Here is a 26,295-nt window from a genome sequence, read left to right as displayed (position 1 = left end):
TCTCGGGGTAAGGGGATTCGAACTCCTGACATCCTGCTCCCAAAGCAGGCGCGCTACCGGACTGCGCTATACCCCGGTAAAAAAAAGCACCTTCAAGAGGCGCCTTCTTCGATCAGTGCTTTTGGCCTCTGATCTTAAGATCTAACCCCAGTGAACTGGAGCCAAAAATGGTGGGTCGTGTGGGATTCGAACCTACGACCAATTGGTTAAAAGCCAACTGCTCTACCAACTGAGCTAACGACCCAAAAATGGTCGGGGTAAGGGGATTCGAACTCCTGACATCCTGCTCCCAAAGCAGGCGCGCTACCGGACTGCGCTATACCCCGGTAAAAAAAAGCACCTTCAAGAGGCGCCTTCTTCGATCAGTGCTTTTGGCCTCTGATCTTAAGATCTAACCCCAGTGAACTGGAGCCAAAAATGGTGGGTCGTGTGGGATTCGAACCTACGACCAATTGGTTAAAAGCCAACTGCTCTACCAACTGAGCTAACGACCCAAAAATGGTCGGGGTAAGGGGATTCGAACTCCTGACATCCTGCTCCCAAAGCAGGCGCGCTACCGGACTGCGCTATACCCCGGCTTGAAAATGGCTCCACGACCTGGACTCGAACCAGGGACCCAATGATTAACAGTCATTTGCTCTACCAACTGAGCTATCGCGGAACTACATATTTCAATTTGTAACGTTGTTGCCTTACTACTTAGCAACACTCTTCGATTTCTACGCATCGCTGCGCTGGCGTCTCTGAGGTCGGCTATTCTACAAGCTTTAAAAGCCTTGTCAACCCTTATTTTTCGTTAGAAGACAATTACTTAGCTCTTCTAGCGGGCTTCTCGGTTTGGGCCAAGTTGCCGTTACAGGTTGCTTGCTGCGGGGCGCATATTACAAGCGTTTTCCTTACAGATCAACACTCTAGAAAAAAAAGGCCTCGCAAAGCGAGGCCTCTCTTAAAACACCGGTTTCAAACCTTATGCGAAGACGATTTCGTCGTCCTTCACGCTGGCTGTCACGGTGGTGCCAGGCAAGAACTGACCGGACAGGATCAGTTGTGCCAGCGGGTTTTCGATCCAGCGCTGGATCGCACGTTTCAGAGGGCGTGCGCCATAAACCGGGTCGTAACCAACCGCAATCAGCTTGTCCAGAGCATCCTGGTTCAGCTCAAGACTCAAGTCACGCTCAGCCAGACGACTGCGCAGGCGGCTCAACTGAATCTCGGCGATGCCGGCAATCTGATCACGGGCCAGAGGCTCGAAGATCACCACTTCGTCGATCCGGTTAACGAACTCCGGACGGAAGTGGGTGCTGACTGCATCCATCACCGCTGCACGCTGTGCCTCGCGATCGCCCACCAGCTCCTGGATCTGTGCAGAGCCCAGGTTGGAGGTCATCACGATCACCGTGTTGCGGAAGTCCACGGTACGGCCGTGGCTGTCAGTCAGACGACCGTCTTCCAGCACTTGCAACAACACGTTGAACACGTCCGGGTGAGCCTTCTCGACTTCATCCAGCAGAATCACCGAGTAAGGCTTGCGACGTACCGCTTCGGTCAGGTAACCGCCTTCTTCGTAGCCCACATAGCCTGGTGGCGCACCAATCAGTCGAGCCACGGAATGTTTCTCCATGAACTCGGACATATCGATCCGCACCATCGCCTCTTCGGTATCAAAGAGGAACTCGGCCAGCGCCTTGCACAACTCGGTTTTACCCACACCGGTAGGGCCGAGGAACATGAACGAGCCGCTTGGGCGGTTCGGGTCACTCAGGCCGGCACGGGAACGGCGCACGGCGTTGGATACAGCTACAACCGCCTCGTCCTGACCGATCACGCGTTCATGCAACAGGCTTTCCATCTTCATCAGCTTGTCGCGTTCGCCTTCGAGCATCTTGGAGACCGGGATACCCGTCCACTTCGATACCACTTCAGCGATTTCCTCTTCAGTCACTTTGCTGCGCAACAACTGATTTTCAGTTTTGTTGCTGTGCTCGTCGACCATCTGCAGGCTGCGTTCCAGATCAGGGATGATCCCGTACTGCAACTCGGCCATGCGGTTGAGGTTGCCGCTGCGGCGGGCCACTTCAAGCTCCTGGCGCGCCTGCTCGATTTTCTGCTGGATCTGGGCAGAACCCTGCACTTCGGCTTTTTCCGAGGTCCAGATTTCTTCCAGGTCCGAATACTCGCGTTCGTGACGCTCGATTTCTTCCTGCAATTTCTCGAGGCGTTTTTTCGCTGCCTCGTCTTCTTCTTTCTTCAGCGCCTGGGCTTCAACCTTCAGTTGAATCAAGCGACGCTCAAGACGGTCCAGTACCTCAGGCTTGGAGTCAATCTCCATGCGGATACGGCTGGCCGCTTCGTCCATCAGGTCAATCGCCTTGTCAGGCAACTGCCGGTCAGTGATGTAACGATGGCTGAGCTTGACCGCGGCTATGATCGCACCGTCGGTAATCGCCACCTTGTGGTGAACCTCATAGCGTTCTTTCAAACCACGCAGGATCGCGATGGTGTCTTCTTCGCTCGGCTCGTCCACCAGTACTTTCTGGAAGCGACGCTCAAGTGCTGCGTCCTTCTCGATATATTGGCGGTACTCGTTCAGCGTGGTCGCACCTACGCAGTGCAACTCACCCCGAGCCAATGCAGGCTTGAGCATATTGCCCGCATCCATTGCGCCCTCGCCTTTACCGGCGCCGACCATGACGTGCAATTCGTCGATAAACAGGATGACTTGCCCTTCCTGTTTCGACAGCTCGTTGAGCACGGCTTTCAGACGCTCTTCAAATTCACCGCGGAACTTGGCACCGGCAATCAACGCACCGATGTCCAGGGACAGCAGGCGTTTGCCTTTTAGACCGTCAGGCACTTCGCCGTTGATAATCCGTTGTGCCAGACCTTCAGCAATCGCGGTTTTACCCACGCCTGGCTCACCGATCAATACCGGGTTGTTTTTGGTACGACGCTGCAGAACCTGAATGGTGCGACGAATTTCATCGTCACGACCGATGACCGGGTCGAGCTTGCCGTCTTCTGCGCGCTTGGTCAGGTCGATGGTGTATTTGTCCAGCGCCTGACGCGACTCTTCAACGTTTGGATCATTGACTGCTTCGCCGCCGCGCAGGTTGTTGATGGCGTTTTCCAGCGCTTTCTTGCTTACGCCCTGGCCCAGCAACAGCTTGCCCAGCTTGCTGTTGTCGTCCATGGCAGCCAGCAACACCATTTCACTGGTGATGTACTGATCACCTTTTTGCTGCGCCAGACGGTCGGCCTGGTTCAACAGGCGCGCCAGATCCTGCGACATATTCACGTCGCCAGTAGGATTCTGAATTTTTGGCAGCTGATCGAGTTCTTTGGTCAGCTCCTTGCGCAGGCTGTTTACATCGAAACCGACTTGCATCAGCAGCGGCTTGATCGAACCGCCCTGCTGTTCCAGCAATGCCTGCATCAAGTGCGCAGGCTCAATAGCCGGATGATCAAGGCCCACGGCCAAAGACTGAGCATCGGACAAGGCCAGCTGCAACTTGCTTGTTAATCTATCTATACGCATTCGTCACCTTCCTTATGAGCAGGCCGGAGGGATGGAAACTCCTGAATGAAGAAACCTGCCAGATACCATAGTAGATGCGGGCAATTACGGAAGTTTCAAGCCGTAGAGAAATGACGCAGATCAGCTAGACGGTCTTTTCAATCCAGACCAGTGATGCGAAGCGGCCAGTATTGGGACTGCGCCGGTAGGAGAAGAACCGCGGGTCGGTCACGGTGCAAAAACCGCCACCGTACACAGCCGTAATACCGAAACGGGCAAGACGCAGGCGCGCCAGCTCATAGATATCGGCCATATAACGCCCGGCGTTGACGCTGGGCACAAAGGCGGCTTCGGCCGGCGCCAGGTCTTTGACAAAGACCTCCCGCACCTCGCCACCAACCTCAAAGGCCTTGGGGCCAATGGCCGGGCCCAGCCACACAAGAATCTCCCGGGGCTCTACATTGAGGCTTTGCGCCGCAGCTTCAAGCACTCCTGCCGCCAGCCCGCGCCACCCGGCATGGGCTGCAGCAACACGAGTACCAGCACGGTCGCAAAACAGCGCGGGCAGGCAATCTGCGGTCATTGCGGTGCAGGCAATTCCGGGAGTTGCTGTCCAGCTGGCGTCAGCTTCGACAATCAGTTCGGGATTGGCAGGTGCGACGACAACCCCGTGAACCTGACTAAGCCAGGCGGGCTGCACGTCGAAAATATGGGTAAGGCGTTGGCGATTGTGCGCAACGGCAACAGGGTCGTCGCCCACATGGTCGCCCAGGTTGAAGCTGTCGAACGGCGCCACACTGACGCCGCCCGCACGAGTAGTCACACAGGCCCTGATGCCTGCCGGCGCAGGCCAGTCAGGAATCAGGAAGGTGTTCACCCGATGAATGCCTCACGGTCTTGCTTGAGCAGGGTCAACAACCAGACAAAATCGTCTGGAAGAGGCGATTCCCAGCTCATGCGCTTACCGGTCGTCGGATGATCCAGCTCGAGGAAACGGGCATGGAGCGCCTGACGCGGGAAGCTTTTCAGTGACTCGACCATCGTCACACTGGCAGACGGCGGAATACGGAAGCGACCACCGTAGGCAGGATCTCCGACCAACGGGAAGTTGATATGAGACATATGCACACGGATCTGGTGCGTACGACCGGTTTCGAGCTTGACCCGAACATGGGTGTGGGAACGGAAACGCTCAAGCACACGGTAATGACTCACCGCCTGCTTGCCGCCTTCCATTACCGCCATGCGCTGGCGCTGCTGGCCGTGACGGCCGATAGGCGCGTCGATCTTGCCCCCGGCAGTGACGACACCGATAACGATGCACTCATAGATACGGCTGACACTGCGGCTCTGCAACTGTGTAACCAGTTGCGTCTGCGCCTGGATGGTCTTGGCGACCACCATCAGACCGGTGGTGTCCTTGTCCAGGCGATGCACGATCCCCGCACGCGGAACATTGATAATGTCCGGTACGTGGTGCAGCAAGGCGTTGAGCAAAGTACCACTGGCATGCCCTGCAGCCGGGTGCACCACCAGGCCCGCAGGCTTGTTGATGACCAGGATGTCATCGTCTTCGTAGACGATATCCAGGGGGATGTCTTCAGCGATCCATTCACCCTGGGCTTCCTGCTCTGCAGTCAGCTCCAGGATGGCACCGCCGTGTACGATGTCACGGGGGCGTATGACGGCTCCGTCCACAGTAAGGCGGCCGTCTTTGATCCAGGCGGAAAGGCGCGAGCGCGAGTGCTCAGCGAATAATTGTGCGGCGACTTGATCGAGGCGTTGGCCACCCAGTTCGGACGGCACCTCTTCGCGAAGTTGAATTTTCTCGGACATGCTCATCAGGACCGCGCCAAGCCTTTGGTTTCGGCTGCGCGCTTGTGGTTAAATACGGCGTCTTTTGCCCCGAGGCTTTTCACGGGGCACTCATCATAACAGGACGGACCCGCCCAAGACAGCGGCCGTCATAGGGACGCAAGCCGCCATGCAAGTGAGACACCTGCTGCTGATCGCCATCCTCGCACTGACTGCCGCTTGCTCGTCGACTAAAGAAGTCGTTGACGAAAACCTCAGCGAAGTCGAGCTGTACCAGCAGGCACAGGCCGACCTGGACAACCACAGCTATACCAGTGCTACCGCCAAACTCAAGGCACTTGAATCACGCTACCCGTTCGGTCGCTACGCCGACCAGGCCCAGCTTGAACTGATTTACGCCTACTACAAGAACTCCGAGCCCGAAGCGGCCAAGTCGGCTGCCGAACGGTTTATCCGTCTGCATCCACAGCATCCCAACGTTGATTATGCCTATTACCTTAAAGGCCTGACTTCGTTTGACCAGGATGTTGGCCTGCTGGCGCGCTTCCTGCCGCTGGACATGACCAAGCGGGACCCGGGCGCTGCACGCGACTCCTACAACGAGTTCGCCCAGCTCACCAGCCGGTTCCCCAACAGCCGCTACGCACCTGATGCCAAGCAGCGCATGATCTACCTGCGCAACCTGCTTGCAGCGTATGAAATTCACGTAGCCGATTACTACCTGACTCGTCAGGCTTATGTAGCCGCTGCCAACCGTGGCCGTTATGTGGTCGAAAACTTCCAGGAAACCCCTTCGGTCGGCGATGGCCTGGCGGTGATGGTTGAGTCCTACCAGCGCATGCACCTCGACCAGCTGGCCAACACCAGCCTTGAAGTGCTCAAGACCAACTACCCGGATCACCCGAGCCTGGTAGACGGTCAATTTGTGCCGCAGGTTTCCGAGTCGGACAACCGTTCGTGGCTGAGCAAGGCCACATTGGGCATGATCGAATCCAGCACACCGCTGCCACCGGGTGAAACCCGTGCAAACATGGATATCCAGAAGCAGTACCAGGATGCCAAGGATGCAATCCCGGCCGAGCTGAAGCCCAAAGATGCGGATGGCAACATCATCGAAGAGCCGCAAGCTGAAGGCAAAAGCCGCTCCTGGTTCAGCTATATGACCCTGGGCCTGTTTGACTGATCGTTCAGCGTCTGAAAAAAGAGCTCTTCGGAGCTCTTTTTTTATGTTTGATTTGCCGCTGTGCGCCTGCCAGGTCCTTGGCTAAACTGGTGCATCTTTTCTCGAATAGCGAATAACCATGCTTCGTTTACTGATCTGGGCTGCGCTGATTGCTGCAGGTGTTTGGCTGTGGCGCAAATACAAAGCCGGTATGGCCGAGAGCAAAAAACCGGTCGACCCGGGCGCTCAGCCAATGGTGCGCTGCGCCCACTGTGGCGTACACCTGCCCCGTGACCGCGCCTTGAGCCAGAAGCAGGAGTGGTACTGCACCCAACAGCATCTGGAGCAAGGGCCAAAGCCAAGGGGTTAAACCACCTGTAGTCGCTGCCGCAGGCTACGACAGGAAAACGGCAACTGTGGGAGCGAGCCTGCTCGCGAAGGTCGTTCGCGAGCAGGCTCGCTCCCACAAGAGGGCTTGATCTACAACAGAGTATCTCCAGAAATCCCTCTGTTTTTGTAGCCGCTTAAATCCGCCCCTCTGGCGCATAAGGCGCCGGATCGATAATCGGCTCACGCCCCAGCAGCAAGTCCGCGAATAATTGGCAGGACGCCGGCGCCAATACCAGCCCGTTGCGGTAATGCCCGCAGTTGAGCCACAAGCCGTCAAACCCTGCAACCCGGCCTATATACGGAATACCCTCGGGAGAGCCCGGCCGTAACCCAGCCCAGTGCCCCACCACTTGCGCATCGGCCAAGGCCGGGATCAATTCGACTGCCGAAGCCTTGAGGCTCTCAAGGGCCGTAAGGGTCGGGGTTTTATCAAAGCCTTCATGCTCCAGCGTGCTTCCGATCAGGATATGACCATCGCGACGCGGAATCGCATAACGCCCTTTTGCGAGCACCATGCACGACAAAAAGTCAGATGCGCACTTGTACAGGATCATCTGACCCTTGACCGGCTCCACTGGCAACTCCAGCCCAAGCCCGCTCAGCAACTCGCCGCTCCAGGCCCCCGCCGACAACACTACCTCGTCGCCGCGAATCTCACCCCGGGCCGTATTGACCCCGCAAACTCTTTCGCCTTCGCGGACAAACCCGAGTACCTCGCACTGCTCATGCACAGTGACATTCGGCATTGCCTGCAGTGCCGCCTTCAGCGATTTGACCAGCCGCGGATTACGCACATTGGCTACATCGGCCATATAAATGGCGTGCCCATAACCACCGCCCAACACGGGCACAGCATCATGGACTGCCGACATATCGACTGCAGCCAGTGGTCGCCCTTCGAGCCCGGCCCACTCCAGTGCATGAGCTTCATCGTCCAGATCCAGCCAATACAGCCCGGTGGTGTGTACTTCAGGATCTATACCCGTCGAAGCAAAAAGACGCTCGGCCAATTGCGGGTAAAAGTCCTGAGACCAATGCGCCAGGGCCGTAACAGCACAGTTATAGCGCCACGGATACAGCGGCGAAACAATGCCACCGCCCGCCCAGGAGGACTCCTGCCCCACCCCGCCCCGCTCCAGCACAATCACCTGCTCAACATCAGCAGCCAGATTAAACGCAGTCAGCAGGCCAATAACACCACCCCCGACAATCACCACCCGTTGCTGCCTAGCCATCTATTAATCCAGCCCGTCATTCAAAATCAATCGTTAGCGCCCCCAACACTGCTGCAGTGTCAGGCCTGGGGCTGCCTGGGTTATCGCTGCCAAACCGGTGTGGGCCAGCGTCAAGCTCCCGCACTGATCCCCTGCCATTGCTGAACCCTGTTTGGGCGTCGCCCGCAGCAAGTAGCCGTGGTCGGCGAGATCGGCACTGATGTCGTAGTGCTGATTGCCTGAACTGAGATCTTTCATGCCGCTATATACCGCGTTTTTTGTGTAAAAGCGCTCAAGACTTTGGGCTTGTTCCGTCAGCAGGACGATGATTTGAGAGCGATAAGCACTCTTCACATAATCGCCGTACAACGGATAAACGAATGCACCAAGGATACCGATGATCACCACGACGATCATCAGCTCGATCAGGGTAAAACCTGCTGCAGGTCTATACATTTCGTGTTTCCTATTGCAACTGCCGCCACATGACCCGCTGAAAAACATGGGCAATAGCAGCTTGCGAAGCGTTATCTGCCCCCTGGTAACGCGCATAAATACTTTCCAGTACCGTGCGCGACTGCCCGTGCCAGCCAATACCGGTAATTCGATACAAACGAGTAGTGGTCGTCACTGGCAAATGGCCTGGCGTAATGCTTGGCCCAAGGTCCTGAACGCCATACAAGCCATCCACAACGCTGTCCCAGCTCACCCCGGATACTGGATCGATGCCTGGCGCGACCTGAGTGCGCGCTTCTATGGGCGGGCTGCAGCTTGCTGGAGAAGTGCAAGGCAACACCTTGGCCCATTCGATCTGAAGCCAGGCCTCACCGCTACCAAGCGCCGCCTCTGCAGCCTGAAACGAGTGATTGGCGTGCTGAACGCCTGCAGCCATTTTTTCCTGAAAAGTCGCACTGACCATTGCAGCCATCCCGATCAGGCTGAGCAACAACATGAAAACCAGGCTGGCCAGCAGTGCCATACCGCGTTGATAACCCAGGGACAAAAGCATGATTCGAGCCCTAAGCCAGCAGATTACGCAAAGCAACTTCCAACAGATAGGCCTGGTCCTTGACCCTGCCGGTGCGGTCTCGCAATGTCAGGCCGATACGTATGCTACGCAGGCTGGAACCTTTGGCCAGGCGATATTCATAGCGCAGGCCCGAGTGCGAACCAGCCAAATCGGCTATGCCAAAACTCACGTCAAATGCCGCCACATTGTCGAGCAGCACCGTTTTATTGGGCCCGATCTTCAACTGCCCATGTTCAAAACGGTAAAACAACTCACGCAGGGGAAACGCCATTTCGCCGGGAGCCAAGGTCATCTTTGCCCCCGGATAGGCCCTGGCATAGGTTGCGCAGTCCGAAACCACAGTCCAGTCTGGCTTGGCAGCCTGAAGCGCCACATCCGGACTGATCATGCGCAGCACCCCTCCTTGCCAGGAAACCGGGGTTTTGAACACCGGGGGCGCATCAACAATACGATCGATCGAAAGACAACCAAGCATGCCCGCCATGCGTATCTCCCGAGCCAGTTTACTCAGCACATAACGCGCATCTTCTTGCAGCATTGCCGATGACTGCTGACTTAGATAAGCCTCGCGACAGCTTGAGAACATCTGGGTCATTCCCAGCACCACCAGCATTCCCAGCGCCAGAGCCACCATCAGCTCGATAAGGCCAAAACCTGAACGCGGGTTGCTCATGATGACCTGGCCGCAACATGACCGCTCGACAAGAGGGGCATGGCCTCGGCGCGTATCTGATCCAGCCTGCTGTAGGCAATAAAACTGTCCTGGGTGCTTATCAACGCTCTGGCCGTGTGTTTCAAGGCATTGAGTTGCATCGCGGCGGAGCCGAACAGGCTGATAAACAGAATCAACAGCGCGATAAGCACTTCGATCAAGGTCATCCCTTCTTGCAGGCTTTTATCTAATCGAGGCATCGGAATCGTCCATATAAGAGGGGTCGGCGGCACGCCCTGTGCCGCCCAGACAAAAGCCTAGCCTCCCCCACAGCCCTGCACGGTAGGACGAAGCCAAGCAAACCAACCCGATTTTTCGCCTGACTTCGTGAGCTGTCATGAGTCAGAAAACATGCTGAAACCATTGCCGCACACCTGTAGCGCCAGGGTCCGCTATACCAAGAAAAGACACCAGAAACGTCCAGGGAGGACACAGTGCATCAGCGTGGCATGAGTCTGATCCAACTGTTGCTGACGCTGACAATCGTGGCGATTACAGCCCGACTTGCCAGCCCGGCCTATAGCGTCCTTATCGAGCATCAACAGCGCCAGGTCGCGGCCGAACAACTGGCCAGCAGCCTGCGCAACGCTCGCGCCCAAGCACTGCTGCGCCAGCAATATGTGGTGGTTTTTCCACGGGAAAAGGACTGGAGCCGGGGGTGGCGGACGATTCTGGACTTGAGCGGTCAAGGCCATCTGGACAAGAGCAACCCGGTACTGGTCGAGTCACAGGGCAGTGGACGCATACCCATTGCGGGCAATACGCCGGTTAAACAGTATGTACGGTTCAACCCGCAGGGCGAGCCACAACTAATTGGGGGCGCCTTTCAAGCCGGAACACTGCATGTTTGTCAGACAAGTACTGCACAGAGCCACTATCAAGTGGTGCTGGCCAAGAGCGGGCGTATCAGCCTGCGCAGCGATAAAGCCGCACAGGCGTTATGCAGGCACGCTTAGGTAATGGCGCGAACGCGCAATTCTTTGGGCATGGAGAACGTAACATTCTCCTCACGACCGGCCAATTCGTCGGCACCGGTCGCACCCCAGGCATGCAGCTGTTGAATCACACCCCGTACCAGTACTTCCGGGGCCGATGCACCAGCAGTGATACCGATGCTCTTCACGCCGTCGAACCAGTTTTTCTGCAGGTCTTCGGCGCCGTCAATCAGATAGGCGGGGGTCTGCATGCGCTCCGCCAGTTCGCGCAGGCGATTGGAGTTGGAGCTGTTCGGGCTGCCCACCACCAACACCACATCGCACTCATCAGCCAGCTGCTTGACCGCATCCTGGCGGTTTTGCGTGGCGTAGCAAATATCATCCTTACGCGGCCCGCCAATGGCCGGGAAGCGCGAACGCAAAGCGTCGATCACACGACTGGTGTCGTCCATCGACAAGGTTGTCTGGGTTACAAAGGCCAGTTTTCCCGGGTCTTTGACCTGCAGGTTCGCTACATCCTTTTCATCTTCGACCAGGTAGATCGTGCCACCATTACTGGCGTCGTACTGGCCCATGGTGCCTTCGACTTCCGGGTGACCGGCATGGCCAATCAAAATGCACTCACGGCCGTCACGGCTGTAGCGCGCGACTTCGATGTGCACCTTGGTGACCAGCGGGCAGGTCGCGTCAAATACCTTGAGGCCACGCCCGGCGGCTTCTGTACGCACGGCCTGAGAAACACCGTGAGCACTGAAGATCACAATGACGTCGTCCGGCACCTGATCCAGCTCTTCGACAAAGATCGCGCCACGGGAGCGCAGGTCTTCAACGACAAATTTATTGTGCACCACTTCGTGGCGAACATAGATAGGCGGACCGAATACTTCCAGAGCACGATTGACGATTTCAATCGCACGGTCCACCCCGGCGCAGAAGCCACGGGGGTTGGCGAGTTTGATATGCATGCTGGGCCTCGTGGGACGCGCAGAAAAATAATGCCAATCAGGCCCGGCCGCAGCCGGGCACTGAATTACAGCGCTTGAACGTCTTTGATTTCCACGTCGAAGGTCAGGGTCTTGCCTGCCAACGGGTGATTGAAATCGATAGTAACCTGCTCATCGTCAAAGACTTTGACCACACCCGGAAGCTCGGTGTTGGCCGCGTCATTGAAAATCACCAGCAAACCTTGCGACAACTCCATGTCCTTGAACTGCGAACGCGGAATAATCTGCACATTTTGTGGATTAGGCTGACCGAAGGCGTTTTCCGGAAGGATCTCCAGTGTGCGCTTGTCACCGGCCTTGAAACCGAACAACGCCGCTTCAAAACCTGGCAACAAGCTGCCATCACCGACCTTGAAGGTGGCCGGGGATTTGTCGAAGGTGCTGTCGACGGTGTCGCCATTTTCCAGACGCAAAGCAAAATGCAGAGTGACCTGCGTGTTCTGACCAATACGCTGCTCAGTCATGAGCGGGTTCTCCGGACTTTTTACTTTTGAACATATCCAGCGCCAGCATCACGGCACCTACGCAAATCGCACTGTCGGCGAAGTTGAACGCAGGGAAGTACCAGCGATTTTGCCAATGCACCAGAATGAAATCGACTACATGCCCATAGACAATACGGTCATACAGATTGCCCAGCGCGCCGCCCAGAATCAGGGCAAGGGCAATGGCCAACCAGGTGTCATTGCGCCCAAGACGCTTGAGCCAGACCACCAGCACAGCACTGACCACGACCGCGATCAGTGCAAACAGCCAGCGCTGCCAGCCGGCACTGTCCGCCAGGAAGCTGAAGGCCGCGCCAGTGTTGTAGGCCAGAGTCCAGCTGAACAGGTCAGGGATCACCACAATCTGCTGGTACATCTGCAGCGAATTGTCGAAGTAGACCTTGCTGGTCAGGTCGATGACCAGGACCAGCACCGTCAACCAGAGCCAGCCCAGGCGCCCGAAGCGCCCAGTAGTGCTGGTATTAGGCATAGTGACGTACCTCACCGGCGCCGCTGATGTTGTCGACGCAACGACCGCAGATTTCCGGGTGCTCCGGGTTCACGCCGACGTCTTCACGACAGTGCCAGCAACGGGCGCACTTGGCATGGGTGGACTTGACCACTTTGAGCTTGAGACCGGCCACTTCGGTAACTACGGCATCCGCAGGAGCCTGCACAAAAGGTGCAACGCTGGCGGTGGAGGTGATCAGCACGAAACGCAGCTCGTTGCTCAACTTGGACAAATCAGCTGCCAGTTGATCTTCGGCGAACAAGGTCACTTCTGCCTGCAGGTTGCCGCCAATAGCCTTGGCTGCGCGCAGATTTTCCATTTCTTTGTTAACCGCAACCTTGACCGCCATGATCCGCTCCCAGTAGGCGCGGTCCAGCTCGGTGCCTTGCGGCATTTCGGTCAGGCCTTCATACCAGGTGTTGAGCATCACGGATTCGTTACGCTCGCCCGGCAGGTATTGCCACAGTTCGTCAGCCGTGAACGACAGGATCGGCGCGATCCAGCGCACCAGCGCTTCAGAGATGTGGAACAGCGCGGTCTGGCACGAACGACGGGCCTTGCTGTTGGCACCCGTGGTGTACTGACGGTCCTTGATGATGTCCAGGTAGAAGCCGCCCAGCTCCTGCACGCAGAAGTTGTGCACCTTGGAGTACACGTTCCAGAAGCGGTATTCACCGTAGTGCAGTTCCAGCTCGCGTTGCAGCAGCAGGGCGCGGTCCACGGCCCAACGATCCAGTGCCAGCATTTCTTCGGCAGGCAGGATGTCGGTGGCCGGGTTGAAGCCGGTCAGGTTCGACAGCAGGAAGCGTGCAGTGTTGCGGATACGTCGATAGGCGTCCGCACTGCGCTGCAGAATCTGGTCGGAAACCGCGATTTCACCCGAGTAGTCGGTCGAGGCCACCCACAGACGCATGATATCGGCGCCCAGGGTGTCGTTGACCTTTTGCGGTGCAATTACGTTGCCCAGGGACTTGGACATCTTGCGGCCCGCTTCGTCCACGGTGAAGCCGTGGGTCAGCAGCTCGCGGTACGGCGCGTGGTTGTCGATCGCGCAACCGGTCAGCAGCGACGAGTGGAACCAGCCACGGTGCTGATCGGAGCCTTCCAGGTACAGGTCGGCACGCGGGCCGGTCTCGTGACCCATCGGGTGCGAACCGCGCAGAACATGCCAGTGCGTGGTGCCCGAATCGAACCACACGTCCAGGGTATCGCTGATCTTGTCGTACAGCGGAGCTTCGTCGCCCAGCAGCTCGGCAGCGTCCAGCTTGAACCAGGCTTCGATGCCCTCAAGCTCAACGCGCTTGGCTACTTCTTCCATCATTTCGACGGTACGTGGGTGCAGCTCGCCGCTTTCCTTGTGCAGGAAGAACGGGATCGGCACACCCCAGTTGCGTTGACGCGAGATGCACCAGTCCGGGCGGTTGGCAATCATCGAGTGCAGACGGGCCTGACCCCAGGCTGGCACGAACTGGGTGTCTTCGATAGCCTGCAGCGCACGGGCGCGCAGGGTGTCGCCGGTGGTCGGCTGCTTGTCCATGCCGATGAACCACTGCGCGGTAGCGCGGTAGATCAGCGGGGTCTTGTGGCGCCAGCAGTGCATGTAGCTGTGGCTGATGGTTTCGGTGAACATCAAGGAGCCGACTTCGATCAGCTTGTCGATGATGTTCTGGTTGGCCTTCCAGATGAACTGGCCACCGAAGAACTCCAGCGATGGCACGTATACGCCGTTGCTTTGCACAGGGTTGATGATGTCATCGTTAACCATGCCATAGGCTTTGCAGGTCACGAAGTCGTCTACGCCGTAAGCCGGAGCGGAGTGAACCACGCCCGTACCAGCGCCCAGTTCAACGTACTCGGCCAGGTAAACCGGCGACAGGCGATCGTAGAACGGGTGACGGAAGTTGATCAGCTCCAGCGCCGAACCCGTGGTGGTGGCAATCACCGAACCTTGCAGGTTGTAGCGCGCCAGGCACGACTCGACCAGCTCTTCAGCCAGCACCAGCAGCTTGTCGCCCACGTCGACCAGCGCGTAGGTGAATTCCGGGTGTACGTTGAGCGCCTGGTTGGCCGGAATGGTCCACGGGGTGGTGGTCCAGATCACGATCGCTGTCGGCTTGCTCAGGGCTGCCAGGCCAAAGGCCTCGGCCAGCTTGGCTTCATCGGCAACCGGGAAGGCAACGTCGATGGCCGCGGATTTTTTGTCCTGGTATTCGACTTCCGCTTCAGCCAGGGCCGAGCCGCAGTCAAAGCACCAGTTCACTGGCTTGAGGCCCTTGAACACAAAACCGCCCTTGACGATTTCGGCCAGGGCTCGGATTTCGCCGGCTTCGTTTTTGAAGTCCATGGTTTTGTACGGGTTGGCAAAGTCACCCAGCACACCCAGACGGATGAACTCGGACTTCTGGCCCTCGATCTGCTCGGTGGCGTAGGCACGGCACAGCTCGCGGGTTTTGTCCGCAGGCAGGTTTTTACCGTGAGTCACTTCAACCTTGTGCTCAATCGGCAAACCGTGGCAATCCCAGCCCGGCACATACGGCGCGTCAAAACCCGACAGGGTCTTGGAGCGGATGATCATGTCTTTCAGGATCTTGTTCAGCGCATGACCGATATGGATAGTGCCGTTGGCATACGGAGGACCGTCGTGAAGTACGAACTTCGGACGATCCTTGCCAATCTCGCGCAACTTCCCGTACAGGCCAATGCTGTCCCAGCGCTGCAAAATTTGCGGTTCGCGCTGTGGCAGGCCGGCCTTCATTGGGAAGGCGGTGTCCGGGAGGTTTAGCGTGGCTTTGTAGTCGGTCATTTCAGGCTCTTTTTAAGCGGTTGACCCAGCCAATAGGCTCGGGCGGCGGCGACGTCCGCATTGATCGCCGTCTTGAGCGCCTCCAGGGAGGCGAAACGCTGCTCATCACGCAGCTTGTGGTGGAATGCCACGTTCAAACGCCGACCATACAGATCGCCGGCGAAATCCAACAGATGTACTTCAAGATGGGCGCTGCCATCCCCTGCTACGGTTGGCCGCACGCCGATATTGGCGACGCCGGGCCAGGTCTTGCCATCGATCTCGACGCTGGCCAGGTATACCCCGGTCAACGGCACACGACGACGCTTGAGCTGGATATTGGCGGTCGGCGTGCCCAGTTGGCGCGCCAGTTTTTGCCCGTGCAATACCCGCCCAGCGATTTCAAAAGGGCGCCCCAGCAAACGCTCTGCAAGGGAGAAATCAGCTGCGGCCAGGGCATCACGCACCTTGGTACTGCTGATTCGTACACCGTCAAGCTCGACTGTTTGCGCCGCCTCGACGGTAAAGCCCTGCATCTGGCCAGCCTGTTGCAGAAAGTCAAAGTCACCGACGCGGTCGCAGCCAAAACGGAAGTCGTCACCGACTTCCAGATGCTGCACACCCAGGCCGTCGACCAGAATGGTGTCGACGAATTCGGCGGCGCTGAGCTTGCACAGGCGTTGATTGAACGCCAGGCACAGCACCCGATCAACCCCGGCGCCAGCCAACAGTTGCAGCTTGTCGCGCAACCGGGCCAGACGCGCCGGAGCGGTATCGGGAGCAAAGAACTCGCGCGGCTGCGGCTCGAAAATCACCACGCAGCTGGGCACGCCCAACTCCAGTGCACGCTCACGCAGCCGGCCCAGGATAGCCTGGTGACCACGGTGTACACCGTCAAAGTTGCCAATAGTGGCGACACAGCCCCGATGCTGGGGCCGCAGATTGTGAAGGCCTAGAACCAGCTGCATAACGCGCTTCTTGCTCATAAAGTGGTCGATTATAACCACACCCGGCCCGGTACGACAGGCAACAGCGCAAGGCAAATCAGGTCAATTCGACAAAATCGACGTCTGACCTGCAATTACCTTACATAAGTGACTTGCGTGCGAAATCTTTCAAACGCAGGCCCAACAGTAGCAGCATGCCGAAATACGCCAGCACGCCCGCTGCAACCAATCCGCCCAGACGAATAAAGCGTTCCAGCATATTGCCGTTGTCCCAGGCTGGCATCAGGTGCATCAAGCCCAGCAATACCGCCGACATCACGGCTACGGCCAGCACCAGCTTGAACAGGTATTTGGTCCAGCCCGGCTGGGCGACAAACAGTTTTTGCCTGCGCAACTGCCAGAACAGCAGCCCGGCATTGATACAGGCGCCCACGCTGATGGCCAGCGCCAGACCCGCATGCTGCAACGGCACAATAAACACCAGGTTGAGCAACTGCGTCACCACCAGGGTGAATACCGCGATCTTGACCGGGGTGCGAATGTTTTGCTGTGCATAAAAGCCCGGCGCCAGCACCTTGATAATGATGATACCCAACAGCCCCAGCGAATAAGCGATCAGCGCACGTTGGGTCATGGCCGCATCCAGCGCTGTGAACTGACCGTATTGAAACAGCGAAACGGTCAGCGGCTCGGACAAAATGGCCAGCGCCAGGGAGCACGGGAGCACCAGCACAAAACACAGGCGCAGGCCCCAGTCGAGAATCCGCGAATATTCCTGACGGTCTTTGTTGGCGTAGGTTTTGGACAGGGTTGGCAGCAAGATCGTACCCAGCGCCACACCCAGAACTCCTGACGGCAACTCCATCAGGCGGTCCGCGTAGTACATCCACGACACCGATCCAGCGACAAGGAAAGAAGCAAAAATCGTATTGATGATCAGAGAAATCTGACTGACCGACACACCCAGAATGGCGGGCAACATCTGTTTCATCACGCGCCACACACCGGTATCGCGCAGGTTGAGGCGCGGCAATACCAGCATGCCGATCTTTTTCAGGTGCGGCAGTTGGAACAACAACTGGGCCAGACCACCTACCAGCACTGCCCAGCCCAGCGCCATGACCGGCGGATCGAAATACGGGGTCAGGAACAACGCAAACACAATCATGCTGACGTTGAGCAGGGTTGGCACAAAGGCCGGGACTGCAAAACGGTTCCAGGTGTTGAGGATCGCCCCAGCCAGAGATGACAGCGAGATCAGCAATATATAAGGGAAAGTGACCCTCAGCATGTCGCTGGTGAGCTCGAATTTTTCCGGAGTCGTGGCAAACCCCGGAGCCGTAGCCCAGATAACCCAGGGGGCCGCTACCATGCCCAGCACGGTGACAATGGCCAGCACCAGAGTCAGAAGCCCGGCTACATAGGCAACAAAAGTTCGGGTCGCCTCCTCGCCTTGCTGGCTTTTGTATTCAGCCAGAATCGGCACAAAAGCCTGGGAAAAAGCCCCCTCGGCGAAGATCCTGCGCAGCAGGTTAGGCAGTTTAAAGGCAATAAAGAACGCATCCGTGGCCATTCCGGCCCCGAAAGCTCGGGCAATAATGGTGTCGCGAATGAAGCCCAGAACCCTGGAAATCATGGTGATTGAGCTGACGGCAGCCAACGACTTGAGCAAATTCATTGAAAGAGTTTTTGCCTATAGAGAAAGAGCAGGCGAACAAAGCGCCCACTTATGCGATACTGCGCGCCGCAACAGCACAGAGCCAAGCTCGCGAGTTTACAGGTCAAGCGCCGGAAATAAATATCCCGTCTGCCTCGATCCACCACTCAGCGGATCGCATCAAACGCCCTTGACAAGAGTTCTCGTCATCGGCATGATTCGCGGCCTATTTTGTTTGTTATTTCCCAAAAGTCTTTCGAGGAGCTCGACGGTGGCCAACACACCTTCCGCCAAAAAACGTGCAAAACAGGCTGAGAAGCGTCGCAGCCACAACGCCAGCCTGCGTTCCATGGTTCGTACCTACATCAAGAATGTAGTTAAAGCCATCGACGCAAAAGACGCTGCTAAAGCGCAAGCTGCTTATGTTCTGGCTGTTCCTGTTATCGACCGTATGGCCGATAAAGGCATCATCCACAAGAACAAAGCTGCTCGCCATAAGAGCCGCCTGAATGGCCACGTCAAGGCGTTGAACCTTGCGACTGCCGCTTAAGCGACAAGCTTGTTAAAAAACCGACCTTAGGGTCGGTTTTTTATTGCCTACGATTTGAACCCATTTGTAGTCGCTGAGGAGCGAAGCGAGGCTGCGATCGAGATGGTGCGCCACTGCGACGAAGCGGTCGAAAACCCATCAGACACCATATACCCGAGCAACCCCATGGCATGGCTTTGCAACGACTGCGTCGTCGATCGCAGCCTCGCTTCGCTCCTCAGCGACTACAACGTGGCGAAAAACCCGGCAAGGCGGCGAAAAATCGGCAAAAAAAAGCCGCGACCCGCGCGGCTTTTCTTGAACAGCGTTACTCGTGTGGCCACGGCAAAATCGGAATCGCCGTTACGGCATTCTGCGGACTGCCTTCAATCAGACGGTCGCTGTACACCAGATACACCAGCGTATTGCGCTTTTTATCGAGAAAGCGCACCACCTGCATAGTCTTGAATACCAGCGAAGTGCGCTCCTTGAACACCTCATCGCCATCCTTCAAGTCACCCTTGAAGCTGATCGGCCCGGTCTGACGACAGGCAATCGACGCCTCGGCGCGATCTTCAGCCAGACCCAGACCACCTTTCATACCGCCCGTCTTGGCGCGGGACAAGTAACAGGTCACACCTTCAACCTTCGGATCATCAAATGCTTCGACCACAATGCGGTCATTTGGCCCGACAAATTTGAATACTGTCGACACCGAACCAATCTCTTCAGCAGACGCCAGCAATGGCATCACCAACATCAACCCCAGCAAACCGCCAATCAAGCGCATATCACACCTCAAATCAAACCAGAATCAGGTTATCGCGGTGAACCAGCTCAGGCTCCGCCATATACCCCAACAAGCCGACAATCGCATCCGAAGGCTGCCCGATGATTTTCTGCGCCTCGGCAGCGCTGTAGTTGGCCAGGCCACGGGCGATCTCCCGCCCGTCCGGCGCCACGCACACCACCATCTCTCCGCGACGGAAACCACCCTGAACCGCCTTGACCCCTACAGGCAACAGGCTTTTATTGCCCTTGGACAAAGCAACCACGGCACCCTCATCCAGCACCAGCGTGCCGCGAGTCTGCAGATGCCCGGCCAGCCACTGCTTGCGCGCAGCCAGCAGACCACGCTCAGGGGAGAGCAAGGTACCCAGGCGCTCACCCGCCTTCAGGCGATCCAGTACCCGCTCCAGACGCCCACCCACGATGATCGTGTGCGCCCCGGAACGTGCCGCCAGCCGCGCCGCACGCAGCTTGGTCTGCATACCACCACGCCCCAGCGCGCCACCGGTACCGCCCGCCACAGCATCCAGCGCCGGATCATCAGCACGGGCTTCGTAGATCATCTTGGCGTCAGGGTTATTACGCGGATCAGCATCAAACATGCCGTCACGATCAGTCAGGATCACCAGCAGATCAGCCTCGACCAGATTGGCCACCAGCGCCGCCAGCGTATCATTGTCACCAAAACGGATTTCGTCGGTGACCACCGTGTCATTTTCGTTAATGACCGGGATCACACCCAATTCCACCAGCGCACGCAGGGTGCTGCGGGCATTAAGATAACGCTTGCGATCAGACAGATCGTCATGGGTCAGAAGGATCTGCGCGGTATGCCGGGAATGCTCGGCAAAACTCGACTCCCAGGCCTGCACCAGCCCCATCTGGCCAATGGCCGCAGCCGCCTGCAGCTCATGCATGGCACTCGGTCGCACCGTCCAGCCCAGACGGCTCATCCCGGCCGCAACCGCACCCGAAGACACCAGCACCAGCTCGACGCCAGCCTCGTGCAACGCCACCATCTGCTCAACCCAAACGCCCATCGCCGCGCGATCCAGGCCCTTGCCATCCGCTGTCAGCAACGCGCTGCCGATCTTCACGACCCAGCGCTGCGCACCCGTCACCTTGCTCCGCATCATCATCCAACCTATGCCTGAGAGCAGCGCGACCGAGCGCCACCCATGGAATTATTTTGATTACCAAATCGTAGATGCTAAAACGCCGCTCATTGAGCGGCGCTGTAGTTTACTGCAACGAATCAGTCGCGGACGTAAATGATTTCCGGACCATCTTCATCATCAACATCTTCTTCGTCCCAGTCATCTTCACCGATGTCATGGACGCTCTTCACGCCGCTGCGACGCAGGGCACGCTTGTCATCCAGCGCCTGCAACTGCGCACGCGCTTCATCTTCGATACGCTGATCCAGCTCGGCCAACTCTTCCTTGTAGGCAGGGTCAGCGGCCAGACGATCAGCACGATCTTCCAGATAACGCATGATGTCGTGGCACAGTTTTTCGGTGCCGATCTTGGCAATGGCCGAGATCACGTAAACCGGGCCAGTCCACTCAAGGCGATCAACCACTTCCTTGACGCGCGCATCGTGCTCGTCCTGCGGCAACGAATCGCACTTGTTCAACACCAGCCAACGATCACGCTCAGCCAGCGACGGACTGAACTTGGTCAGCTCGTTAACGATGACTTCAGCGGTATCAGCAGCGCTCTCGCTACCTTCAACCGGCGCCATGTCGACGAGATGCAACAACAGACGGGTACGCGCCAGGTGCTTGAGGAAGCGAATCCCCAGGCCAGCACCATCGGAAGCCCCTTCGATCAGACCCGGAATATCGGCGATCACAAAGCTCTTCCAGCGATCCACGCTGACCACACCCAGGTTTGGCACCAGCGTGGTAAACGGATAATCCGCCACTTTTGGCTTGGCTGCAGACACCGAACGAATAAAAGTACTTTTACCGGCATTCGGCAAGCCCAGCAGACCAACGTCAGCCAGCACCTTCAATTCCAGCTTCAGGTCACGCTGCTCACCCGGCTTGCCCGGCGTGGTCTGGCGTGGTGCGCGGTTGGTACTGGATTTGAAACGGGTGTTACCCAGACCGTGCCAACCACCATGCACCACCAGCAAACGCTGGCCGGCCTTGGTCAGGTCACCGATGATTTCCTGGGTGCCCGCGTCGATCACAGTGGTACCGACCGGAACACGCAGCTCCAGATCTTCACCCTTGCGACCCGTGCAGTCCGTGCTACCGCCATTCGAGCCGCGCTGGGCATCGAAGTGACGGGTATAGCGATAGTCGACCAGGGTGTTGAGGTTTTCGTCGGCGACCATGTAGATCGAGCCGCCATCACCACCATCACCACCGTTTGGCCCACCGTTTTCGATGAACTTCTCACGGCGGAAACTCATGCAACCGTTACCACCGTCGCCTGCTTTTACTTTGATCGATACTTCATCTACAAACTTCATAACAAAACGCGCCTCTCGTCATCAGGACGAGCCGATAAAAACCAAGACATAAGACTCTTGCAAAAATGAGCGCAGCGACCTCAATCAACGACCGTTAAATCCAGCGCCAGCAGCCCATACAAACAGTTTTGCAAGAGACTCACCCCACAAACGAAAAAGCCCCGTCGCAAGACAGGGCTCTTCCAGCTACCAAGCTATTACGCCGCGACGACTGCAGTCTTCGGAACGATGCTTACATAGCGACGACCGAAGGCGCCTTTAACCTGGAACTTGATCACGCCTTCCACTTTCGCGAACAGGGTGTGATCTTTGCCCATACCAACGCCGTAGCCAGCGTGGAATTGGGTGCCGCGCTGACGCACGATGATGTTGCCCGGAATGATAGCCTGGCCGCCATACATCTTCACGCCAAGGCGTTTGGCTTCTGAGTCGCGACCGTTACGGGTACTACCACCAGCTTTTTTGTGTGCCATGAGTCAATTCTCCTAGTGAGGAATTAGGCTGAAATTAAGCCTGAATACCGGTGATTTTGATCTCGGTGTACCACTGGCGGTGGCCCATACGCTTCATGTGGTGCTTACGACGACGGAACTTGATGATGCGGACTTTATCGTGACGACCTTGGGAGATCACTTCAGCCACAACAGTGGCGCCAGGTACAACTGGAGCGCCGATGTTAACGTCGTCGCCATTGGCAACCAACAGAACGCGATCAAAAGTTACGGATTCGCCGGTAGCGATTTCCAGTTTTTCGATCTTCAGGTATTCACCTGGAGCTACTTTGTATTGCTTGCCACCAGTAACGATTACTGCGTACGACATGGTATTTCTCCGATAATCCTGCTCACCCAGCGCTTTATAGGTAAAGGTATTGGCTGGCATGGCTGCATGGGGCTGGAACGGCCCAGATGCAATTGCGTAAGGCAGGTGCTGCCCAGGAAGTTCAGGGTGCGCGATTGTACGCAAGCAATGCCAGGCTTGCAAGGGGCCGTCCATCCGCCTTGACAGGCCCAGCCCCCCGACCTAGCATGCCGCGCAACCCTTCTGGAGCACCTGTCGCTGATGCAACCCCAAGCTTTCTACCGCGCGGTGGCGGACGATTTTAGCGCCGTCGATGGCATCATCAAGAAGCAGCTGACTTCACGCGTACCGCTGGTCTCAAAAATCGGTGACTACATTACTTCGGCCGGCGGTAAACGCCTGCGTCCTTTATTAGTGTTGCTGTGTGGCAAGGCCCTGGGTCGCGAAGGCGACGACTTGCGCCTGCTGGCCGCGACCATCGAGTTCCTGCATACCGCCACCCTGCTGCACGACGACGTGGTCGACATGTCAGGCATGCGCCGTGGCCGTAAGACTGCCAATGCCACGTGGGGCAATGCCCCCAGCGTACTGGTCGGCGACTTTCTGTACTCGCGCTCCTTCGAAATGATGGTTGAGCTGGGCTCGATGCCGGTGATGAAAATCCTGTCGCAAGCTACCCGCATCATTGCTGAAGGCGAAGTGCTGCAGCTGTCCAAAGTGCGCGACGCCAGCACCACCGAAGAAACCTACATGGAAGTCATCCGCGGCAAAACCGCGATGCTGTTCGAGGCTTCGACCCACAGTGCTGCAGCGCTGGCCGGTGCCACGCCAGAGCAGAGCGAAGCCCTGCGCACCTTTGGCGATCACCTGGGTGTAGCCTTCCAGCTGGTGGACGATCTGCTCGACTACCGCGGCGACGCCGAAACCCTGGGCAAGAACGTCGGTGACGATCTGGCCGAAGGCAAGCCGACCCTGCCGCTGATCTACACCATGCGTGAAGGCACGCCTGAACAGGCAGCCCTGGTGCGCAAAGCGATCCAGAAAGGCGGCATTGAAGACCTGGAGAGCATCCGTGTGGCCGTCGAGGCCTCTGGCTCGCTGGAGTACACCGCACAACTGGCGCGTGACTACGTGGCCCGCGCCATTGTTTGCCTTGAAGCCCTGCCGCCAAGCGAATACCGCGACGCGCTGGTTGAACTGAGCGAATTTGCGGTAGCACGTACGCACTGACTGACTGTGGGAGCGGGCTTGCCCGCTCCCACACGGTCAATCTGCCCTGCCATCCCCCGCCCCGCACTAAAACCCTATATAATGCGTGCCTTTTAGCCATCCTGACTCTTAAGGAGCTTTGAGTGAGCACGTTGCCACCCTGCCCAAAATGCAATTCCGAATACACCTACGAAGACGGCGCCCAGCTGATCTGCCCGGAATGCGCCCATGAGTGGTCCGCCAATGGCGTAGCTGAAGAAGCCAGCGATGAAAAAGTCTACAAGGACTCCGCAGGCACCGTACTGACCGACGGCGACACCATCACCGTGATCAAGGACCTGAAAATCAAGGGTACTTCCCTGGTGGTCAAGGTAGGCACCAAGGTCAAGAACATCCGCCTGTGCGATGGCGACCACGATATCGACTGCAAGATCGACGGCATCGGCCCGATGAAACTCAAATCCGAGTTCGTGCGTAAAGTCTGATTCTGCTGCATGCCTTTCTGCGCCCTGCGCAGGAGGGCGCTACACCCTCCCCGCCAAGCAATATCAAAAAGCCATCAACTTTGATCCGCAGCAGTTCTAACGCAGAAAGATCAGAAATCCGCCAATAGGCACTTGCTATTAATTGAATAAGAATTATTCTCATTGGTACTCATCAAGGAGATGACGACCATGACTTATTTAATTGATGCTTGGCTGGACCGTCCACACCCTTACCTGCGAATCCTGCATCGGGAAACCGGGGAAGTCTGTGCGGTACTGGAAGAAGAAGCGCTTAACGAACTGCAGGACCAGGGCGACCTGGATTTCAGCGGGCTCAACTCAAGCGAGCCGGTAGTGCTCAAAGAGCTGGTGCGCAATTTGTTTCTGTTTTGCTATGCCAGGGCATTGCGCCCTTGCGGCACAAGTGACACTCACTCGCACCACGCCAAGATTCAAATATGACGCGGCCGGTGTAGCTGCGGGTTTGCCAGCAAACCCGCAGCCAACGTCAAAGCGCGGGGTTCTTACAGAACGTCCAGCAGCTCAACGTCGAATACCAGCACGCTGTGCGGAGCAATGCTGCCAACGCCTTGCGCGCCGTAAGCCAGTTCGCTCGGCACGTAGATGCGCCATTTGCTGCCGGCGTTCATCAGTTGCAGGGCTTCAGTCCAGCCAGCAATCACGCCGCCAACCGGGAATTCAGCAGGCTGACCACGATCGTAGGAGCTGTCGAATACAGTGCCGTCGATCAGGGTGCCGTGGTAGTGAACACGTACGGTGTCTTCACGGGATGGCTTGGCGCCTTCACCTGCAGTCACAACTTCAAATTGCAGGCCGGAAGCCAGGGTGGTGATGCCGTCTTTCTTGGCGTTTTCAGCCAGGAACGCCTTGCCTTCACCTGCAGCAGCTTCTGCCTTGGCAGCCGCTTCAGCTTGCATGATCTCGCGGATCACCTTGAAGCTTGCCGACATTTCTTCCTGACCTACACGGCTTTCCTTGCCCGCGTAAGCGTCAGTCAGGCCAGCCAGGATTGCATCCAGGCTGATGCCCGGTGGCGGGTTGTCGCGCAACTGGTCGCCCAACTGGCGGCCAATGCCGTAGCTGACGCGGGTTTCGTCGGTCGACAGATTTACTTCGGACATAACACTGCTCCGCTGTGGGGGTGCCGGGAAAAAGCCGCGTGAACCGCTGCCCCGAACACCCTGAACCAAAAAAGGGCCAGCAGACTACCACAGCCCCCAAAGCCTTCGCAGCCCGGGGTTGGTTTCAGTGTTTGGTCAGCTTGTCCAGATAGCCCATGGCAAACGCCGAGACCACAAAGGTCATGTGAATAATCACGTACCACATCAGGTACTCGGTCTCGATATTGCGCGCGTCCATAAATACCCGCAGCAGGTGGATCGAGGAAATCGCCACGATCGATGCCGCGACTTTCATCTTTAACGAGGTGGAGTCCATGGTGCCCAGCCAGCTGAGCTTTTCCTTGTGCTCGTCGATATCCAGTTGCGAGACAAAATTCTCGTATCCGGAAATCATCACCATCACCAGCAAACCGCCCACCAGCGCCATGTCGATCAGCGACAGGATGACCAGGATCAAATCCGACTCACTTAGTGCAAACACGTTGGGAATTACGTGAAACACTTCCTGAAAGAACTTCAATGCCAAAGCCAGCAGGCCCAGCGAGAGCCCAAAGTAAATAGGCGCCAAAATCCAGCGCGAGGCGTACATTGCGTTTTCGATAAAGCGTTCCATTGAATCTCACAGGCTATTACAAAATGGGCGCGAGTATATCAGCGGGAAAAGCGCTGTGTTAAAGGCTTGGAAACAGCCTGTAAAAAC

Annotated in this window: 27 protein-coding genes, 6 tRNA genes and 1 pseudogene; 7 read left to right on the top strand and 27 right to left on the bottom strand. The window is 57.3% G+C overall.

Features of this window, described 5'->3' with window-relative positions; all coding sequences use genetic code 11:
* Window positions 1-2: 2 nt before the first annotated feature.
* The 9 genes from CJU81_RS19785 to rluD all read right to left on the bottom strand — a co-directional run bounded on the left by CJU81_RS19785 (window position 3) and on the right by rluD (window position 5,350).
* Window positions 3-76, bottom strand: a tRNA-Pro gene (locus CJU81_RS19785).
* A gap of 92 nt (window positions 77-168) precedes the next feature.
* Window positions 169-244, bottom strand: a tRNA-Lys gene (locus CJU81_RS19780).
* Between the two features lie 5 nt (window positions 245-249).
* Window positions 250-326, bottom strand: a tRNA-Pro gene (locus CJU81_RS19775).
* Window positions 327-418: 92 nt separating this feature from the next.
* Window positions 419-494, bottom strand: a tRNA-Lys gene (locus tag CJU81_RS19770).
* A gap of 5 nt (window positions 495-499) precedes the next feature.
* Window positions 500-576: transfer RNA gene (locus tag CJU81_RS19765), tRNA-Pro, on the bottom strand.
* A 9-nt stretch (window positions 577-585) separates the two neighbouring features.
* Window positions 586-661 (bottom strand) — tRNA-Asn (locus CJU81_RS19760).
* 306 nt (window positions 662-967) lie between these two features.
* Window positions 968-3,535: an ATP-dependent chaperone ClpB gene (clpB, locus tag CJU81_RS19755; protein WP_095037937.1), complete on the bottom strand. Its 2,568-nt coding sequence runs from the start codon at window positions 3,533-3,535 to the stop codon at window positions 968-970.
* Between the two features lie 124 nt (window positions 3,536-3,659).
* The gene (gene pgeF, locus CJU81_RS19750) at window positions 3,660-4,391 is read right to left on the bottom strand and encodes a peptidoglycan editing factor PgeF (RefSeq protein ID WP_095037936.1); all 732 of its coding nucleotides are present in this window, start codon (window positions 4,389-4,391) and stop codon (window positions 3,660-3,662) included.
* Window positions 4,388-5,350 carry a 23S rRNA pseudouridine(1911/1915/1917) synthase RluD gene (gene rluD, locus CJU81_RS19745; RefSeq protein ID WP_095037941.1) on the bottom strand — a complete coding sequence of 321 codons (963 nt, stop codon included), beginning with the start codon at window positions 5,348-5,350 and terminating at the stop codon, window positions 4,388-4,390. Before rluD ends, pgeF begins: the two co-directional genes overlap by 4 nt.
* A 148-nt stretch (window positions 5,351-5,498) precedes the next feature.
* Here rluD and CJU81_RS19740 point away from each other — a divergent pair, with 148 nt between their 5' ends.
* Both CJU81_RS19740 and CJU81_RS19735 read left to right on the top strand, forming a co-directional pair.
* The gene (locus tag CJU81_RS19740) at window positions 5,499-6,512 is read left to right on the top strand and encodes an outer membrane protein assembly factor BamD (protein WP_095037935.1); all 1,014 of its coding nucleotides are present in this window, start codon (window positions 5,499-5,501) and stop codon (window positions 6,510-6,512) included.
* A gap of 118 nt (window positions 6,513-6,630) precedes the next feature.
* Window positions 6,631-6,861: a PP0621 family protein gene (locus CJU81_RS19735; protein ID WP_095037934.1), complete on the top strand. Its 231-nt coding sequence runs from the start codon at window positions 6,631-6,633 to the stop codon at window positions 6,859-6,861.
* A 154-nt stretch (window positions 6,862-7,015) separates the two neighbouring features.
* Here CJU81_RS19735 and thiO read toward each other — a convergent pair whose 3' ends face one another.
* From thiO to pilV, 5 genes and pseudogenes are all read right to left on the bottom strand, one after another.
* A complete protein-coding gene (gene thiO, locus CJU81_RS19730) occupies window positions 7,016-8,116 on the bottom strand; it encodes a glycine oxidase ThiO (protein WP_095037933.1) in 1,101 nt (366 codons plus the stop codon).
* Window positions 8,117-8,149: 33 nt separating this feature from the next.
* On the bottom strand, window positions 8,150-8,551 hold the full coding sequence (locus CJU81_RS19725; protein WP_095037932.1) for a type IV pilin protein: 402 nt from the start codon (window positions 8,549-8,551) through the stop codon (window positions 8,150-8,152).
* Between the two features lie 10 nt (window positions 8,552-8,561).
* Window positions 8,562-9,104, bottom strand: a complete 543-nt coding sequence (locus CJU81_RS19720; protein WP_095037931.1) for a pilus assembly PilX family protein — start codon at window positions 9,102-9,104, stop codon at window positions 8,562-8,564.
* A 10-nt stretch (window positions 9,105-9,114) separates the two neighbouring features.
* Complete coding sequence (locus CJU81_RS19715; protein WP_095037930.1) at window positions 9,115-9,798, bottom strand: PilW family protein; 684 nt, start codon at window positions 9,796-9,798, stop codon at window positions 9,115-9,117.
* Between the two features lie 41 nt (window positions 9,799-9,839).
* Window positions 9,840-10,037 (bottom strand): annotated as a pseudogene (pilV, locus tag CJU81_RS19710) (type IV pilus modification protein PilV); the annotation flags it as partial.
* 249 nt (window positions 10,038-10,286) lie between these two features.
* Between pilV and CJU81_RS19705 the strand changes: the two are divergent.
* The gene (locus CJU81_RS19705) at window positions 10,287-10,793 is read left to right on the top strand and encodes a GspH/FimT family pseudopilin (protein WP_095037940.1); all 507 of its coding nucleotides are present in this window, start codon (window positions 10,287-10,289) and stop codon (window positions 10,791-10,793) included.
* On the opposite strand, the gene ispH is transcribed toward CJU81_RS19705, so the two are convergent.
* The 6 genes from ispH to murJ all read right to left on the bottom strand — a co-directional run bounded on the left by ispH (window position 10,790) and on the right by murJ (window position 18,179).
* On the bottom strand, window positions 10,790-11,737 hold the full coding sequence (gene ispH / locus CJU81_RS19700; RefSeq protein WP_095037928.1) for a 4-hydroxy-3-methylbut-2-enyl diphosphate reductase: 948 nt from the start codon (window positions 11,735-11,737) through the stop codon (window positions 10,790-10,792). The genes CJU81_RS19705 and ispH overlap by 4 nt on opposite strands.
* 65 nt (window positions 11,738-11,802) lie before the next feature.
* The gene (gene fkpB, locus CJU81_RS19695; protein ID WP_095037927.1) at window positions 11,803-12,240 is read right to left on the bottom strand and encodes an FKBP-type peptidyl-prolyl cis-trans isomerase; all 438 of its coding nucleotides are present in this window, start codon (window positions 12,238-12,240) and stop codon (window positions 11,803-11,805) included.
* Window positions 12,233-12,751, bottom strand: a complete 519-nt coding sequence (gene lspA, locus CJU81_RS19690) for a signal peptidase II (RefSeq protein WP_095037926.1) — start codon at window positions 12,749-12,751, stop codon at window positions 12,233-12,235. The genes fkpB and lspA overlap by 8 nt, the downstream gene beginning before the upstream one ends.
* A complete protein-coding gene (gene ileS, locus CJU81_RS19685) occupies window positions 12,744-15,575 on the bottom strand; it encodes an isoleucine--tRNA ligase (RefSeq protein WP_095037925.1) in 2,832 nt (943 codons plus the stop codon). The genes lspA and ileS overlap by 8 nt, the downstream gene beginning before the upstream one ends.
* Window positions 15,572-16,522 carry a bifunctional riboflavin kinase/FAD synthetase gene (gene ribF / locus CJU81_RS19680; RefSeq protein ID WP_095037924.1) on the bottom strand — a complete coding sequence of 317 codons (951 nt, stop codon included), beginning with the start codon at window positions 16,520-16,522 and terminating at the stop codon, window positions 15,572-15,574. Before ribF ends, ileS begins: the two co-directional genes overlap by 4 nt.
* A gap of 118 nt (window positions 16,523-16,640) precedes the next feature.
* Window positions 16,641-18,179: a murein biosynthesis integral membrane protein MurJ gene (gene murJ, locus CJU81_RS19675; RefSeq protein ID WP_095037923.1), complete on the bottom strand. Its 1,539-nt coding sequence runs from the start codon at window positions 18,177-18,179 to the stop codon at window positions 16,641-16,643.
* 250 nt (window positions 18,180-18,429) lie between these two features.
* Here murJ and rpsT point away from each other — a divergent pair, with 250 nt between their 5' ends.
* A complete protein-coding gene (gene rpsT, locus CJU81_RS19670; protein ID WP_003443902.1) occupies window positions 18,430-18,708 on the top strand; it encodes a 30S ribosomal protein S20 in 279 nt (92 codons plus the stop codon).
* A 307-nt stretch (window positions 18,709-19,015) separates the two neighbouring features.
* On the opposite strand, the gene CJU81_RS19665 is transcribed toward rpsT, so the two are convergent.
* The 5 genes from CJU81_RS19665 to rplU form a co-directional block, all read right to left on the bottom strand.
* Entirely contained in the window at window positions 19,016-19,477 is a 462-nt protein-coding gene (locus tag CJU81_RS19665) for a CreA family protein (protein WP_095037922.1), read from the bottom strand.
* Window positions 19,478-19,490: 13 nt separating this feature from the next.
* The gene (proB, locus tag CJU81_RS19660) at window positions 19,491-20,609 is read right to left on the bottom strand and encodes a glutamate 5-kinase (RefSeq protein WP_095030637.1); all 1,119 of its coding nucleotides are present in this window, start codon (window positions 20,607-20,609) and stop codon (window positions 19,491-19,493) included.
* A 122-nt stretch (window positions 20,610-20,731) separates the two neighbouring features.
* Window positions 20,732-21,958 (bottom strand): Obg family GTPase CgtA, encoded by a 1,227-nt coding sequence (gene cgtA, locus CJU81_RS19655; RefSeq protein WP_095037921.1) that lies wholly within the window; start codon window positions 21,956-21,958, stop codon window positions 20,732-20,734.
* 197 nt (window positions 21,959-22,155) lie between these two features.
* A complete protein-coding gene (gene rpmA / locus CJU81_RS19650; RefSeq protein ID WP_003443913.1) occupies window positions 22,156-22,431 on the bottom strand; it encodes a 50S ribosomal protein L27 in 276 nt (91 codons plus the stop codon).
* A gap of 34 nt (window positions 22,432-22,465) precedes the next feature.
* Complete coding sequence (gene rplU, locus CJU81_RS19645; protein ID WP_007901869.1) at window positions 22,466-22,780, bottom strand: 50S ribosomal protein L21; 315 nt, start codon at window positions 22,778-22,780, stop codon at window positions 22,466-22,468.
* Between the two features lie 240 nt (window positions 22,781-23,020).
* On the opposite strand from rplU, the gene CJU81_RS19640 reads away from it, so the two are divergent.
* From CJU81_RS19640 to CJU81_RS19630, 3 genes are all read left to right on the top strand, one after another.
* A complete protein-coding gene (locus CJU81_RS19640; RefSeq protein ID WP_095030598.1) occupies window positions 23,021-23,989 on the top strand; it encodes a polyprenyl synthetase family protein in 969 nt (322 codons plus the stop codon).
* Between the two features lie 122 nt (window positions 23,990-24,111).
* The gene (locus tag CJU81_RS19635) at window positions 24,112-24,453 is read left to right on the top strand and encodes a zinc ribbon domain-containing protein YjdM (RefSeq protein WP_016779415.1); all 342 of its coding nucleotides are present in this window, start codon (window positions 24,112-24,114) and stop codon (window positions 24,451-24,453) included.
* 189 nt (window positions 24,454-24,642) lie between these two features.
* Complete coding sequence (locus tag CJU81_RS19630) at window positions 24,643-24,915, top strand: PA4570 family protein (protein WP_095030599.1); 273 nt, start codon at window positions 24,643-24,645, stop codon at window positions 24,913-24,915.
* A 62-nt stretch (window positions 24,916-24,977) separates the two neighbouring features.
* On the opposite strand, the gene CJU81_RS19625 is transcribed toward CJU81_RS19630, so the two are convergent.
* Window positions 24,978-25,595 (bottom strand): FKBP-type peptidyl-prolyl cis-trans isomerase, encoded by a 618-nt coding sequence (locus CJU81_RS19625; RefSeq protein WP_016779413.1) that lies wholly within the window; start codon window positions 25,593-25,595, stop codon window positions 24,978-24,980.
* A gap of 124 nt (window positions 25,596-25,719) precedes the next feature.
* Window positions 25,720-26,208 (bottom strand): TIGR00645 family protein, encoded by a 489-nt coding sequence (locus CJU81_RS19620; RefSeq protein WP_095030600.1) that lies wholly within the window; start codon window positions 26,206-26,208, stop codon window positions 25,720-25,722.
* Between the last annotated feature and the right edge of the window lie 87 nt (window positions 26,209-26,295).

Source organism: Pseudomonas fragi (assembly GCF_002269505.1).
Classification (GTDB): Bacteria; Pseudomonadota; Gammaproteobacteria; order Pseudomonadales; family Pseudomonadaceae; genus Aquipseudomonas; species Aquipseudomonas fragi_D.
This window is presented reverse-complemented; position numbering and strand designations above follow the sequence as displayed.

Excerpts from the sequence above, each read along its gene's own strand:
- clpB (WP_095037937.1), bottom strand. The coding sequence starts at position 3,535 with ATGCGTATAGATAGATTAACAAGCAAGTTGCAGCTGGCCTTGTCCGAT.
- rluD (WP_095037941.1), bottom strand. The coding sequence starts at position 5,350 with ATGTCCGAGAAAATTCAACTTCGCGAAGAGGTGCCGTCCGAACTGGGT.
- CJU81_RS19740 (WP_095037935.1), top strand. The coding sequence starts at position 5,499 with ATGCAAGTGAGACACCTGCTGCTGATCGCCATCCTCGCACTGACTGCC.
- CJU81_RS19735 (WP_095037934.1), top strand. The coding sequence starts at position 6,631 with ATGCTTCGTTTACTGATCTGGGCTGCGCTGATTGCTGCAGGTGTTTGG.
- thiO (WP_095037933.1), bottom strand. The coding sequence starts at position 8,116 with ATGGCTAGGCAGCAACGGGTGGTGATTGTCGGGGGTGGTGTTATTGGC.
- CJU81_RS19725 (WP_095037932.1), bottom strand. The coding sequence starts at position 8,551 with ATGTATAGACCTGCAGCAGGTTTTACCCTGATCGAGCTGATGATCGTC.
- CJU81_RS19720 (WP_095037931.1), bottom strand. The coding sequence starts at position 9,104 with ATGCTTTTGTCCCTGGGTTATCAACGCGGTATGGCACTGCTGGCCAGC.
- CJU81_RS19715 (WP_095037930.1), bottom strand. The coding sequence starts at position 9,798 with ATGAGCAACCCGCGTTCAGGTTTTGGCCTTATCGAGCTGATGGTGGCT.
- CJU81_RS19705 (WP_095037940.1), top strand. The coding sequence starts at position 10,287 with ATGAGTCTGATCCAACTGTTGCTGACGCTGACAATCGTGGCGATTACA.
- ispH (WP_095037928.1), bottom strand. The coding sequence starts at position 11,737 with ATGCATATCAAACTCGCCAACCCCCGTGGCTTCTGCGCCGGGGTGGAC.
- fkpB (WP_095037927.1), bottom strand. The coding sequence starts at position 12,240 with ATGACTGAGCAGCGTATTGGTCAGAACACGCAGGTCACTCTGCATTTT.
- lspA (WP_095037926.1), bottom strand. The coding sequence starts at position 12,751 with ATGCCTAATACCAGCACTACTGGGCGCTTCGGGCGCCTGGGCTGGCTC.
- ileS (WP_095037925.1), bottom strand. The coding sequence starts at position 15,575 with ATGACCGACTACAAAGCCACGCTAAACCTCCCGGACACCGCCTTCCCA.
- ribF (WP_095037924.1), bottom strand. The coding sequence starts at position 16,522 with ATGCAGCTGGTTCTAGGCCTTCACAATCTGCGGCCCCAGCATCGGGGC.
- murJ (WP_095037923.1), bottom strand. The coding sequence starts at position 18,179 with ATGAATTTGCTCAAGTCGTTGGCTGCCGTCAGCTCAATCACCATGATT.
- CJU81_RS19665 (WP_095037922.1), bottom strand. The coding sequence starts at position 19,477 with ATGCGCTTGATTGGCGGTTTGCTGGGGTTGATGTTGGTGATGCCATTG.
- proB (WP_095030637.1), bottom strand. The coding sequence starts at position 20,609 with ATGCGGAGCAAGGTGACGGGTGCGCAGCGCTGGGTCGTGAAGATCGGC.
- cgtA (WP_095037921.1), bottom strand. The coding sequence starts at position 21,958 with ATGAAGTTTGTAGATGAAGTATCGATCAAAGTAAAAGCAGGCGACGGT.
- rpmA (WP_003443913.1), bottom strand. The coding sequence starts at position 22,431 with ATGGCACACAAAAAAGCTGGTGGTAGTACCCGTAACGGTCGCGACTCA.
- rplU (WP_007901869.1), bottom strand. The coding sequence starts at position 22,780 with ATGTCGTACGCAGTAATCGTTACTGGTGGCAAGCAATACAAAGTAGCT.
- CJU81_RS19640 (WP_095030598.1), top strand. The coding sequence starts at position 23,021 with ATGCAACCCCAAGCTTTCTACCGCGCGGTGGCGGACGATTTTAGCGCC.
- CJU81_RS19630 (WP_095030599.1), top strand. The coding sequence starts at position 24,643 with ATGACTTATTTAATTGATGCTTGGCTGGACCGTCCACACCCTTACCTG.
- CJU81_RS19625 (WP_016779413.1), bottom strand. The coding sequence starts at position 25,595 with ATGTCCGAAGTAAATCTGTCGACCGACGAAACCCGCGTCAGCTACGGC.
- CJU81_RS19620 (WP_095030600.1), bottom strand. The coding sequence starts at position 26,208 with ATGGAACGCTTTATCGAAAACGCAATGTACGCCTCGCGCTGGATTTTG.